Here is a 12,680-nt window from a genome sequence, read left to right as displayed (position 1 = left end):
GGCTACTGCCCGACCAGGCCGGTGCCGAGCAGGATCACGCCGAGCGAGCCGACGAGCGCGGTGATGGACGCGGCTCGTGCGGCGGCCGGCCTGCGCTTGGCCTGAGCGATGCCGTGCACCGTCGCCGCGGCCATCACCAGGGTGAACAGGATCAGCTTCGCGGCCAGGACGCGGCCGTAGCCGGGTTCCACGAGCGCGGCCCAGGTGACCCCGTGCCGCCACGCCAGCAGCACACCGGTGGTGATCTGGGCAGGTAGGAACAGCGCCGCGGTGATCAGCGCGAAGCGTTTGCCCACGGTCCGCAGGACTTCGGTCCGTTCGGCGAGGCCGAGCAGGCGCCGTACCGGCGGCAGCACGACGACCGTGATGGTGAGTTGACCGCCGACCCAGATGATGGCGCCGAGGACGTGCAGGAACCGCACGACGGTCCAGATGTCGATCACCGCGGCGGCTCCGTGACGGTGAACTGACCATGGGCGCCGTTCTCGGCGTGGCGCATGTCGTGGTCCACGAACGGGTAGTGGCCGGCTTCGGGGAAGGTCAGTTCGACGAAGCCGCCCTGGGCCGGCGCGAGGTCGAGCACTTGGGCGCCGCCGGGGTCGCCGGGCCCGGCATTGACCAGCCAGATCCTGACGCGCCGACCGGTGTGGGTGGTGAGCGGCGCGTGGTCGTACTGGGCGGCCATGCCGTTGAACGCCCAGCCGTCCGGTCGTCCCGTGTGGATCTTGGCGACGTGCTGGTCGCTTTCGGGAACGCCGAGGTAGAGCTGGGAGGAGACGAGCAGATATTCGTGGTCGGCGGCGGGCAGGTCCGGGGGATCGATGACTACCGCGCCGTACATGCCGTTGGCGATGTGCTGGGACATGGGCATCGTGGAGCAGTGGTAGAGCAGGCGCCCGCGCGGTGCGCGGTGAACCGGTAGACCAGGCGCTCGCCCGGCTCGATGGTGCGCATCGGCTGATCGGGAGCCAGTGCGCCGGCGTGGAAGTCGATGCCGTGGCCCATGGCGGCGTCGTTGACGAGGGTGATCTCGAACCGGTCGCCCACCCGTCCGCGCAACGCCGGGCCGGGTGCTGTCCGGCCGAACGTCCACCGTCGCTCGCGCACTCCGGGCGCGACCTCCAGGTCCTGCTCGGTGACGTGGAGTTCGACCCGGTGCACGGTCCCGGTCGGCGGCGCGAGCCGGGCGTCACGAGGCGTCCAGCCCGGCGAAGGGGCGGCACCCAGGTCCAGACCGTTCCCGGTGCCCGGATCGTGGTCTTGGACGGTGTCCGCGGCGGCGGGGGAGGTGCGGATGGTCATGGTCATCCCCGCAGCGCGGTGTCCGGCGACGTCGCACCAGGCCTGGTGGTCGCCTCGGATCGCGCCGAGGTCGAGCAGCGCGGTTTCGCCCTGCCGGAGCCGAGGTGTGCGTTGTCCGCTGTCCGCGCGCAGGTCGTGAGGCATCGAGTCCTGGTTGGTCACGCGCAGCACCAAGCGGGTGCCCGGCGGGATGTCCACAGTGGACGGTCGGATCCGCATCGCGCTCATGGTCACCTCGACGGTGTCCGCCGCACCGGAAACCGGTGTGTGCTTGGCGTCGCCGTCGCCGGTGGTGGCCAGTGCCACGGCGAGCACGACCACGGCCAGCCCGGCGGCGATCCCGGTGGTGGTGCCTGCGGCCGGGCTCACCCGGTCCGGCTCATGAACCGTGGTCACCGCGCCACGTAACGCCACCGGAATCGTGGCACGCAGGGCGAGTACGACGAAGGTTCCGATACCGAGGGCGCCGAACGCCCAGCCGATCAGCGGCAGCGGTCGTGGCCAGCCCCCGGCGACGAGAGGCACGGCGAGGTTGGTCAGGAGGACACGCACCTGCCAGCCTCGCGCCAATGCAGCGGAGAGGGACTTGTGCTCGGCGGGACCGTGGCCCAGCACGACGGGCAGCAACTGGGTCAGCGCACCGACCAGCACCTGGGCGGTGAAGCCGAGCACGAACACCGGCACCACAGCGCCGACCACGTCCGGAACGGCGTCGATCGATCCGGCGACGAGCAACCGGACCGCCTCGATCAGCACCGCCACGCCCAGCCACCCGGTGCCGGCGGCCAGCATCCACGCCGCCGGACCACGCGGACGCCGGGTGGCGAGCACGCGAACGAGCGGGATCACCGCGACAGTGACACCGGCGGCGTAGCACGCGAGACCGGCGAGGGTCAGCCATTGGCGCGCCGCGAGGATGCCGCCTACGGCGAGGACCAAGCCCACCGCCAGCACCGGAAGCGCACGACGCGCCGCCGAGGCGGTGCCGTCGGCGATCCGGGTGCCGAGCGTGGTCGGCCACAGGGTGAACAGGGTGCCCAGCACCGCGAAACCCACCCAGCCCAGCAAGGTGAGATGGACGTGCGCACCCCACAGGCGCGAGTACCAGACCGGGGTCGCGGCCCCGGTGCCGAGCGCCGCACCCGTGACGGCACCGGCCAGTAGCGCGACGCTCGCCGAGGCATAGAAGCCGATGAGGTGGCCGAACCGGCGCTGAAGCGCCTTTCGCTGTATACGCACCAAGAAAACGGTGTGCACGGCTGCGATCACGCAGATGCCTGCGGCGCCGGCACCGGTCATCACGGCCACGTCCGCCGTGACTCCGGCGAGCACGGTGACCACGGAAAGGTTCAGTGCGATCAGTCCGGCCGCCACCCGCCGTGCGGGTGGGGCCGGTGCGCGGCACAGCGTCACCACGAAATGCTCGGACCAGATCACGATGGCGTTGGTGACCGCGCCCAGCAGCAGGGCGTGCAGCGGGGCCCAGCCCGGCAAGCCGAGTACCTCGTGCGCGGCCGACAGTATGACGGCGACGGCCAGCCCCCAGCACCACCGCGTTGGCCCATACGAACAGCGGCCCTCGCGGGCGCGCCGCGGTCGGTGGTGCGAGAGCGATCCGAGGTGTTTCGTCCACGCCATCAAGGAAAGCCGGACGGCGATTCCGCCGGAAGGGACGTTCGACCCGCGAGGACGGGACCGTCGATCTCTGTCGATCCGCCGGTCCGGTTCGCATCCTTGAGCTGTCCACTACTTACGACGAGAACGTCCGAGGCGACATGACGACGCACGTGACAACGCCGGGCACGCATCCGGCCAAGGGCAACAAGGACGAGAACCACGGCGGACCGCCTGCCGGGCGTCGGATGCTCATGTTGGCGATCGCGACCGCGGGCTTCGCGGTGAACTTCTGGGCGTGGGCGTTGCTGAGCCCACTCGGCCCACTGTTCAAAGAGGACCTCGGGCTGAGCTCGTTCCAGCAGGCGCTGCTGGTCGCCGTACCGGTCGTGGTCGGCTCGGTCGGGCGGATCCCCGTGGGCGCGCTGACCGACCGGTACGGCGGGCGCGTGATGTTCCCGCTGGTCTCGGCGGCGACGATCGTGCCGGTGCTCTTCCTCGGCCTGGTGGGGAGTACCTCGCTGGCGGCCCTGCTGATCGGCGGATTCTTCCTCGGCATCGGCGGCACCGCGTTCGCCGTGGGCGTGCCGTTCGTCAACGCCTGGTTCCCGCCGCAGCGACGTGGGTTAGCGATCGGCGTGTTCGGGGCGGGCATGGGCGGCACCGCGATCAGTGCCTTGACCACGGTGCAGCTCGTGGACGCCGGCGGAGCTGCGACACCGTTCGTCATCACCACCGTCGTACTGGCACTCTACGCCGCCGTCGCGTTCCTGTTGCTGCAGGACGCGCCAGGCCGGACGGTGCCGACCGAACCTGCCCTCCGTCGCCTGGCGGACACGGCTCGTTTGCCCATCACGTGGCAGGCCTCGGCGCTGTACGCGGTCGCTTTCGGCGGCTACGTCGCGTTTTCCGTCTATCTGCCCGCTTATCTGAAGGCCGCTTACGGGCTCACTCAGGCCGACGCGGCCAACCGGATGGCAGGCTTCGTGCTCTTGGCAGTTCTGATGCGCCCGGCGGGCGGGTGGCTGTCCGACCGGATCGGACCGGTGCGGGTCTTGGCCGGAGTCTTCACGGTGGTCACCGCCGCGGCCGCGGTCACGGCGTTCACCCCGGCCCTGATGCCGCTCGGCACGATCGCCTTCCTGTCCATGGCCGCCGCGCTCGGCGCCGGCAGTGGCGCGGTCTTCGCGCTCGTCGCCCTGCTCGCGCCGGGGAACAAGGTCGGTTCGGTCACCGGGATCGTCGGCGCAGCAGGTGGTCTCGGCGGATTCGTGCCGCCGCTGGTGATGGGTGCCCTCTACGGCGCATTGGGCTCGTACGCGGTGGGCTTGGCCGCTCTGGCCGCGGTCGCCGGCGGCGCGTTGGCCTTCACCGCCACCACGGTACGCCGCGCGATCGCCGAGCGTGAGGCACAGCCGGCCGACTAGGGACCTGAGCGCGGCCTGGTTGATGACGGGGCTAGTCAGTATCGAGTCCTCGCTCCACAAGATGACGGGTGAGGCTCGAGCGGTAGCGGTGGTCCGCGGCGGCCCGGGTAACCCACCCCGTGGCGGACCTCAACTCTCAGCGGATCAGGCGACATCGGCTGCTCGGAGGCCTCATCAACGAATACGAACGGGCCGCGTAAACTCACTGGTCAACGCCGGTGAGTGACTTTTGGAACCCCACACGGTCTGCTCGACTTCTACACCGGTTCCCGGTGGGGCGAGTTGGTCGGTCAGCAGCGGCACGAGTACGACAGCGAAGCACGGGCGATCCAGATCCGCGAGCCGCTGAAGGAGATCGGTGGACGATTGTTCAAGGGTGGTCGCCGGGTCGACACCTCGCGGCTCGCCGATCTCGGTCCCCGGCCGACTCGCCCGGTGACACCGCGACGACAGGGCGGTCGGGCGAAGAAGGGCAGGACCAAGACTCCGGCGGGCACGCGGAGCGTGGAGTTGCCGCCGAGCATCGCGGTCTTCTACGAAGAGCTGATCGACAGCCACAGCTTCCCGTTCATCCTCTGCAGTGCCGAGGGTGCGCCGTTGCGGCGGTCGAACTTCCGCAACCGGTACTGGCGCCCGGTGTGGGACGGCAGTGACGCTGAACACACGCGGTCGGCGGAAGTGGTGCAGCCGATCCTGCCGACCTTCACCTTCCACGAGGGCAGGCATAGCCACAGCACCTGGCTCGCCGAGGACGGCATCCCCGAAGTCGCCCGGCGAGCGCGGCTCGGGCAGAAGATGAAAGGCATCGCGAGGGTCTACGACCACGTGACTCCGCTGATGCGCCGTCAGATTCTGCAGGCGCTCGAGACCCGGTGGATCGGTTCGTTGGTCGCGCTCACGCCGAGTGAGCGGACGAAGCTGGGGGGAGTGGTTCCCGCACCTGCACGCCACTTTCCGTGACGGGCAGTTGGAGACGGCCCCGAGGGCCATCGCCATTTCATCGCCATTGAACGACTGAAGCCCCGCCCCTCCGAGGAGGAGCAGGGCTTCTGACCTGCGAAAACAGATGGTGCGCGATACTGGGATTGAACCAGTGACCTCTTCCGTGTCAGGGAAGCGCTCTCCCGCTGAGCTAATCGCGCGAGGTGGAGACGGGATTCGAACCCGTGTACACGGCTTTGCAGGCCGTTGCCTCGCCTCTCGGCCACTCCACCGTGTCAGGCCCGAGATGGCCTTCCGAGCGGATGACGGGATTCGAACCCGCGACCCTCACCTTGGCAAGGTGATGCGCTACCAGCTGCGCTACATCCGCACATCCTCGGTCTGGATGGGAGTTCAGAGCCTCGCGGTTCTGTCTCTCACCCCGTCGCCGTGGTGTGTGTGAACACTATCCGATCCCGAAAACGGCTCTGCAACCGGGGTGCCACTTGCTGTTCGCAAGGCCGTCATCAGGCCAGATCGTTGGGGATCAGGTGTGTCAGGGCGTCGTCGACGTCGACCCAGAGGTGCTCGTTGCCCGGAAGCACGACGTCGTAGGTCCGGTCGAGGAAGTCGGCCAGCTCCTGGGCGGACGCCTCGAACATGGCGTGCCCGGACGGCGAGTTCAGTTCGATGAGGACGGACTCGGGGTCTTCCACGGAGGGGCGGATGCGTACGTCGCCGTCGCCCGCGTCGGCCAGGAGGCCGTCGGCGAGGAGATCGCGCGCGTAGACCCACTCGACCCAGCCGGCGCGGCCGGTGCGGAAGGCGGCCACGACCGCGTACGGGTCGCGAGTGTCGTATCGCAGTTCCACCTTGACTGGAACCGCGGGGGTCCGCGGCGCCAGGAGGTCGAACACCGCCGTCGAGCGGAGCGTCACGTGATCGTTGCGCATCGTCCTACCCTTCGTCTCCTTCCCGGCCCGGTCGAACCGAGTGGCGATGATGTGACGTATCGGCCGGCTGATCGGAACGCGGTTTTGCCGCAGATCACCCGGACGGGGTCATCGGACCCCGGGTCCGTGCTCCGTCACCCCATCATCACCCGCGCGACGCGCAGCCCTACATGCGCCCTGCAGGCAGTCCACATGTACATACTGCGCGGTTTAGTCGTCACGCGATAGCACCGTCGCACGAATGTCGAAACGCGTCGCGGGCGGCCCCCGGCCCGGACAACCCCGACTAGCTCGCGGTTGTTCGCTCCGTACTTGCTGGTGAGCGGAGTGTGGTCGGAGGGAACCACCCGTTTGCAGGCCCCCTAAAGTCGTGGGGTAGAGTCTGCCGAACACCGCGAGCGGGCGATTAGCTCAGCGGGAGAGCGCTTCGTTCACACCGAAGAGGTCACTGGTTCGATCCCAGTATCGCCCACCGGATGAAGGCCCTGGACCGTTGGTCCGGGGCCTTGATTCATTCTCGGCCGCTTGACGGCGGTGAGCCGTCCGGCGGCATTCGATCCCCAGGTCGGACGCGGGTTGTGTGGGGGCGGTACTTCTACCGTCGCGGCCGGCCCGGCTCGTGCGGGTGGATCCACACTGGCCGATCGGGGGCACGGGGAGCCGCCGGTTCGAAGATCTCCGAAGTCGATCCTTCCGGCCGGTGTGGACATTCGCCGGAGATCTCGTGTGGCGCCACGAAAATGTCGCATGATCCGACCGTCGAGACTTCTTTGTGATCCTCGGCACGAAACGTCCGGCGAAAGGTCCAGACCACGAAGAAGGTGATGTGGGGCATGGCTGGGCGGCTCACTCGTCCGGCTCCGGTCGCGGGGCCGTCGTGACGCTGACGTGATGTGACGAAACGCCACACCGGTGACCGATTGACAAGGTAGGTGGGCGCGCCGGACGGGCCGCAGTCCTCCCGGTGCGTGAAATCCACAATGGACCGGCCGGTGATCGACTTCCGTGAACCGTCCACTGTGGAGTTTTCCGGGCCGTTCGGCCGATCGGGGAAGCGGTGCTCCAAGTGGCCGGGAGTCCTGATAATTGGTGACTACTTTGAGTAGTTGTTCGGGGGATACGGTCTATTACGCATCGTCATCATCTTGTTATCAACACGGCATTCATTTGCCGGATGCTCGCCCAGGGTGTGGCTGGAAATCCTTGTAACGATGGCCGGAGAGTGGCCGATACCTTGGCGTGTGTCGCCCCATCGGCCGCTGAGAGACAGTGAGAATCGATCACTCTTCGAGATCGCTCTCATTTACTCAGCGTGTTGATCCGGCGTTCGGGAATCCCCACTCCGGGAGGTCTGATGGAAGAGTCGGTGCGGCCGTCGTCCACCGTCAACGGGACGCCGCAGCACATCGACCTCCAGTCGATTCCGCTTCCTCCCCAAAGGGGTGCGGGCGATGCCGCCGCGGTCGACACCACGTCGGCGCGGCCCCCTTACGCGGCTTGGGAATCGCGCTACCGCGCCTGGGTCATCGGTAGTGACGTTTTCACCGCGTTCGTGCTCATCGTGATGAGCGCCTTCTTGATCGATCGATCCGATCCGCACGACATGCACGCGCTCGGCACCGCCGCGGCCTTCCTGTTCGGGTTGTCGGCCTGCCGCGCCTGGAGCCCGCGTGTTCTGGGCGAGGGTGCGGAGGAGTACCGGACGCTGGGGCGCGGCCTCGTGGCCACCGCCGTCCTCGTCGCGCTGGGCGGCCTGCTCTTCGGTGCGCTCGCCGTGCAGCCGTGGGTCTTCATCGTCGTCCCGATGATCTCGGTCTTCATGTTCCTGCAGCGATACGCGCTGAGACAGGTGCTGCACCGGCGCAGACGGCTCGGTGAATGCCTGCTGCCGGTGCTCGCGGCGGGAAGTCCCGACACGGTCGCCGACCTGATCGCCCGCACCAAGGCCGATCCGCATGTCGGCTGGCGGGTGGAAGCCGTCTGCACATATTCCGGGGCCGGCGCGGAGCGGGGGAGCGGAGAGGTGGAAGGCGTCCCGATCGTCGGGAAGCTCGACGACCTCGCGAGCCACGTCCGCCGCGGCGGCTACCGGGTGGTCGCCGTGACCGCCGATCAGCACTGGAACCCGAAGCGCCTCCAGCGGCTCGCCTGGGATCTCGAAGGAACCTCGGCCGAGATGGTGGTCGCGCCGATGCTGATGGAGGTCGCCGGACCGCGGCTGAACGTCTCCGGCGTGCTCGGGATGCCGCTGTTGCGCGTGACCGCGCCGATGTTCACCGGGGGCCGCCGTCTGGTCAAGGAGGCTCTCGACCGGTTCGGTTCCGCCCTGCTCCTCACGCTCGTTTCCCCGGTGCTGCTGGCCATCGCGATCGCGATCAAACTCGACGACCACGGTCCGGTGATCTACCGGCAGCGCCGCGTCGGCCGCGACGGGCACACCTTCACGATGCTGAAGTTCCGCACGATGGTCACGAACGCCGACAAGCTCAAGCAGGATCTCCAGTCGGACAACGAAGGCGCGGGCCCGCTGTTCAAGATGCGGAAGGACCCGCGGGTGACCCGGGTCGGCGGTCTGCTTCGCCGGTACTCCCTCGACGAGCTGCCGCAGCTGCTCAACGTCGTGAGCGGGCGGATGTCGCTCGTCGGCCCTCGTCCGCCGCTGCCCGAGGAGACCGCGAAGTACGCTCCCGACGCGCGCCGCCGTCTCCTGGTCAAGCCCGGGCTGACCGGGCTCTGGCAGGTCAGCGGCCGCAGCGACCTCAGCTGGGCCGAGAGCATCCGCCTCGACCTGCGCTACGTCGAGGACTGGTCGCTGGCCCTCGACCTGGTGATCCTTTGGAAGACCTTCCGCGCCGTGGTGCAGGGACGAGGTGCCTACTGACGCTTTCCTGTGACCGGTCCCACACGTAGAGATAGTTGAGCGAGAAATAGTTCAGCGCTCAACTAGGTTGGGACGGGTACAAGGACGCGTACGGAAGGAAGATCCACCCATGACCACCAGCGTTGAGCCGACCGAAGCCTTGAACCTCCCGCAGGACGTTCAGGACCTGTTGTTCCGCGAGGCCCGCACCGCGAACAACTTCAGCGACGAGCCGGTGACCGACGAGCAGATCCGCGCGATCTACGAGCTGGTCAAATGGGCCCCGACGTCGATGAACAACCAGCCGCTGCGCGCGCTGGTGATCCGCACCGAAGAGGGCAAGAAGCGGCTGTCCCCGCTGATGTCCGAGGGCAACCGCGCGAAGACCGAGGCCGCGCCGGTGACCGTCGTGCTGGCCGCCGACACCGAGTTCCACGAGAACCTGCCGCGCACCTTCCCGCACTTCCCGGGTGCCAAGGACCTGTTCGCGGACGAGGCTGCCCGCGTCGAGACCGCCAAGCTCAACGCGCTGCTGCAGGTCGGTTACTTCATCATCGGCGTCCGCGCCGCCGGGCTGGCCGCCGGCCCGATGACCGGCTTCGACGCCGAGGGCATCGACAAGGAGTTCTTCGCGGACAAGCCGTGGAAGTCCCTCGTCGTGATCAACGTCGGCAAGCCGGGCGAGAACCCGTGGTTCGACCGCCTGCCGCGGCTGGACTTCGACGAGGTCGTCGAGACCGTCTGACCTCGTTCCCCGATACGCGAAGGCCTTCTTCCGATGGGAAGGAGGCCTTCGTGGTGCTTGGGGTAATGCGCGTGAGCCGCGCCGCACCTGACGACTAACATCACGGGAACCATCCGCTTTAACCACGAGGAGTCCATCGTGTCCCAGCCGTCGTCAGTAGCAGCCGCAACCGCCTCGCGCGTGGTGGTACCGGCGGGCACTACGGCGGGCACCGCGGTCCGCGAAGCCGGGCTGCCGACCAAGGGGCCGGACACGATCGTCGTCGTGCGCGACGCCGAGGGGAACCTCCGCGACCTCTCCTGGGCCCCGGAGGCCGAGGTCGAGGTCGAAGCCGTCGCGGCGAACACCGAGGACGGCCGCAGCGTCATCCGCCACTCGGCCGCCCACGTGCTCGCCCAGGCCGTGCAGCAGCAGTTCCCGCAGGCCAAGCTGGGCATCGGCCCGCCGGTCAAGGACGGCTTCTACTACGACTTCGCCGTCGACACCCCGTTCACCCCGGAGGACCTCCAGGCGCTCGAAAAGCGCATGAAGCAGATCGTGAAGGGCGCGCAGCAGTTCTCCCGCCGCGTCTTCGACTCGGTCGACGAGGCCAAGAAGGAACTGGCCGACGAGCCGTTCAAGCTCGAACTCGTCGACATCAAGTCCGAAGACTCCACAGTGGACACCTCCGAGGTGATGGAGGTCGGCGGCGGCGAGCTGACCATCTACGACAACCTCGACCCGCGCACCAAGGAGCGCGTGTGGAGCGACCTCTGCCGCGGCCCGCACGTGCCGACCACCAAGTTCATCCCGGCGTTCAAGCTCACCCGGGTCGCCGCCGCGTACTGGCGCGGTGACGACAAGAACCCGCAGCTGCAGCGGATCTACGGCACCGCGTGGGAGTCCGCCGAGGCGCAGGACGTCTACCTGGAGCGGCTGGCCGAGGCCGAGCGGCGCGACCACCGCAAGCTCGGTGTGGAGCTGGACCTGTTCTCCTTCCCCGACGAGATCGGCTCGGGGCTGCCGGTGTTCCACCCCAAGGGCGGGATCATCCGGCAGGAGATGGAGAACTACTCGCGGCAGCGGCACGTCGAAGCCGGGTACGACTTCGTCTACTCGCCGCACATCACCAAGGGCGCGCTGTTCGAGACCTCCGGTCACCTCGACTGGTACCGCGACGGCATGTACCCGGCGATGCACCTCGACGCCGAGCACAACGAGGACGGTTCCGTCCGCAAACCCGGCCAGGACTACTACCTCAAGCCGATGAACTGCCCGTTCCACGACCTGATCTTCCGTTCGCGCGGGCGTTCCTACCGGGAACTGCCGCTGCGGATGTTCGAGTTCGGTTCCGTGTACCGGTACGAGAAGTCCGGCGTGATCCACGGCCTGACCCGCGTGCGTGGCATGACACAGGACGACGCGCACATCTTCTGCACCCTGGAGCAGGTCCCCGGTGAGCTGAAGTCCCTTTTGGACTTCGTGCTGAACCTGTTGCGCGACTACGGTCTCGACGATTTCTACCTCGAGCTGTCCACTCGGAACGACGAGAAGTACATCGGTTCGGACGAGGTGTGGGACGAGGCGACCGAGGTGCTCCGCGCCGCCGCCGTGGACTCCGGGCTGGAACTGGTGCCGGATCCGGGTGGCGCCGCGTTCTACGGGCCCAAGATCTCCGTGCAGGCGAAGGACGCGCTGGGCCGCACCTGGCAGATGTCGACCATCCAGCTGGACTTCATGCTGCCCGAGAAGTTCGAACTGGAGTACACCGCGGGCGACGGCAGCCGTCAGCGTCCGGTGATGATCCACCGCGCGCTGTTCGGCTCGATCGAGCGGTTCTTCGGCGTGTTGACCGAGCACTACGCGGGCGCGTTCCCGGCGTGGCTGTCGCCGGTCCAGGTGGTCGGCATCCCGATCACCGAGGACCAGGTCGAGCACCTGCGCGGGGTCGAGAAGGCATTGCGGGCCAAGGGGATCCGGGTCGAGGTCGACGCGAGCGGCGACCGGATGCAGAAGAAGATCCGCACCCACACCACGCAGAAGGTGCCCTTCATGCTCCTGGCGGGCGCGAAGGACGTCGAGGCGGGCGCGGTGTCGTTCCGGTTCCGCGACGGCGGCCAGATCAACGGCGTCTCGGTGGACGACGCGGTCGAGGCGATCGCCGGCTGGGTCCAGCGCCGTGAGAACGCTTCGCCGACCGTGGCGGGCTTGGAGGCGGTACTCCGGTGACGGGCCTCGATGGCCCGGAAGCCGTCGGACAGGACGGTGTGGGGGTCCCGGACGCGTTGCAGCGTCTGTGGACCCCGCATCGGCTCGCCTACGTGCAGGGGTCGAAACGACCCGATGAGGGTTGCCCGTTCTGCCATCTCCCCGAGAAGCGTGACGAGGACGCGCTGATCCTCGCGCGCGGGAAGACGGTGTACGCGGTGCTGAACCTGTACCCGTACAACCCCGGTCACCTGATGGCCGTGCCGTACCGCCATGTCGCGGACTACACGGATCTGACGCCGGAGGAGACCGTCGAGGTGGCGGAGTTCACCCAGCACGCGATGCGGGTGATCCGGGAGGTTTCGTCGGCGCACGGGTTCAACATCGGGATGAACCAGGGCGTGATCGCCGGCGCGGGGATCGCCGCGCATCTGCATCAGCACGTGGTGCCGAGGTGGGGCGGCGACGCGAACTTCATGCCCGTGATCGGGCACACGAAGGTGTTGCCGCAGTTGCTGGGCGAGACGCGGCAGTTGCTGGCGGACGCCTGGTAGGTCTGGCCGTTCTGAGTACGTGAAGGCCCCCTTCATTGCGCCTAGCGCAATGAAGGGGGCCTTCACGTACTCGGGGGCGCGGCGCGGCCAGTGGTTGCGAGTGTCATGAAAGGGTCG

The 12,680-nt window shown here is 68.1% G+C and carries 10 protein-coding genes and 4 tRNA genes; 7 read left to right on the top strand and 7 right to left on the bottom strand.

Annotated features, from left to right (window positions below):
• Nucleotides 1-2: 2 nt before the first annotated feature.
• Genes AVR91_RS05560 through AVR91_RS43485 form a run of 3 tightly spaced genes read right to left on the bottom strand, consistent with a single transcriptional unit; the run spans nt 3 to nt 2,796 of the window.
• Nucleotides 3-443, bottom strand: coding sequence for a hypothetical protein (locus AVR91_RS05560; RefSeq protein ID WP_063271478.1), 441 nt, complete (start codon nt 441-443; stop codon nt 3-5).
• Nucleotides 440-865, bottom strand: coding sequence for a cupredoxin domain-containing protein (locus tag AVR91_RS43490; RefSeq protein WP_063271479.1), 426 nt, complete (start codon nt 863-865; stop codon nt 440-442). Before AVR91_RS43490 ends, AVR91_RS05560 begins: the two co-directional genes overlap by 4 nt.
• On the bottom strand, nt 826-2,796 hold the full coding sequence (locus tag AVR91_RS43485; protein WP_063271480.1) for a cupredoxin domain-containing protein: 1,971 nt from the start codon (nt 2,794-2,796) through the stop codon (nt 826-828). Before AVR91_RS43485 ends, AVR91_RS43490 begins: the two co-directional genes overlap by 40 nt.
• Nucleotides 2,797-3,077: 281 nt before the next feature.
• Here AVR91_RS43485 and AVR91_RS05550 point away from each other — a divergent pair, with 281 nt between their 5' ends.
• Nucleotides 3,078-4,343: an MFS transporter gene (locus AVR91_RS05550; protein ID WP_083737391.1), complete on the top strand. Its 1,266-nt coding sequence runs from the start codon at nt 3,078-3,080 to the stop codon at nt 4,341-4,343.
• 222 nt (nt 4,344-4,565) lie between these two features.
• A complete protein-coding gene (locus AVR91_RS05540; protein ID WP_228709130.1) occupies nt 4,566-5,303 on the top strand; it encodes a site-specific integrase in 738 nt (245 codons plus the stop codon).
• Nucleotides 5,304-5,410: 107 nt separating this feature from the next.
• Here the strand turns inward: AVR91_RS05540 and AVR91_RS05535 are convergent.
• The 4 genes from AVR91_RS05535 to AVR91_RS05520 form a co-directional block, all read right to left on the bottom strand.
• Nucleotides 5,411-5,485: transfer RNA gene (locus AVR91_RS05535), tRNA-Val, on the bottom strand.
• A 1-nt stretch (nt 5,486) separates the two neighbouring features.
• Nucleotides 5,487-5,557 (bottom strand) — tRNA-Cys (locus AVR91_RS05530).
• A 25-nt stretch (nt 5,558-5,582) separates the two neighbouring features.
• Nucleotides 5,583-5,655, bottom strand: a tRNA-Gly gene (locus AVR91_RS05525).
• 136 nt (nt 5,656-5,791) lie between these two features.
• Nucleotides 5,792-6,217: an SsgA family sporulation/cell division regulator gene (locus AVR91_RS05520; RefSeq protein ID WP_005159130.1), complete on the bottom strand. Its 426-nt coding sequence runs from the start codon at nt 6,215-6,217 to the stop codon at nt 5,792-5,794.
• A gap of 400 nt (nt 6,218-6,617) precedes the next feature.
• Here AVR91_RS05520 and AVR91_RS05515 point away from each other — a divergent pair.
• The 5 genes from AVR91_RS05515 to AVR91_RS05495 all read left to right on the top strand — a co-directional run bounded on the left by AVR91_RS05515 (nt 6,618) and on the right by AVR91_RS05495 (nt 12,563).
• Nucleotides 6,618-6,689, top strand: a tRNA-Val gene (locus tag AVR91_RS05515).
• A gap of 882 nt (nt 6,690-7,571) precedes the next feature.
• On the top strand, nt 7,572-9,098 hold the full coding sequence (locus AVR91_RS05510; RefSeq protein ID WP_063271481.1) for a sugar transferase: 1,527 nt from the start codon (nt 7,572-7,574) through the stop codon (nt 9,096-9,098).
• A gap of 109 nt (nt 9,099-9,207) precedes the next feature.
• Entirely contained in the window at nt 9,208-9,822 is a 615-nt protein-coding gene (locus AVR91_RS05505) for a malonic semialdehyde reductase (RefSeq protein ID WP_037339000.1), read from the top strand.
• 138 nt (nt 9,823-9,960) lie between these two features.
• Nucleotides 9,961-12,030 carry a threonine--tRNA ligase gene (thrS, locus tag AVR91_RS05500; RefSeq protein ID WP_063271482.1) on the top strand — a complete coding sequence of 690 codons (2,070 nt, stop codon included), beginning with the start codon at nt 9,961-9,963 and terminating at the stop codon, nt 12,028-12,030.
• The gene (locus AVR91_RS05495) at nt 12,027-12,563 is read left to right on the top strand and encodes an HIT family protein (RefSeq protein ID WP_063271483.1); all 537 of its coding nucleotides are present in this window, start codon (nt 12,027-12,029) and stop codon (nt 12,561-12,563) included. Before thrS ends, AVR91_RS05495 begins: the two co-directional genes overlap by 4 nt.
• Nucleotides 12,564-12,680 lie beyond the last annotated feature (117 nt).

It is taken from the genome of Amycolatopsis keratiniphila subsp. keratiniphila, from assembly GCF_001620365.2.
Taxonomy (GTDB): domain Bacteria; phylum Actinomycetota; class Actinomycetes; order Mycobacteriales; family Pseudonocardiaceae; genus Amycolatopsis; species Amycolatopsis keratiniphila.
The sequence above is the reverse complement of the archived record's forward strand: the minus strand, read 5'-3'. Positions and strand labels throughout refer to the sequence as shown.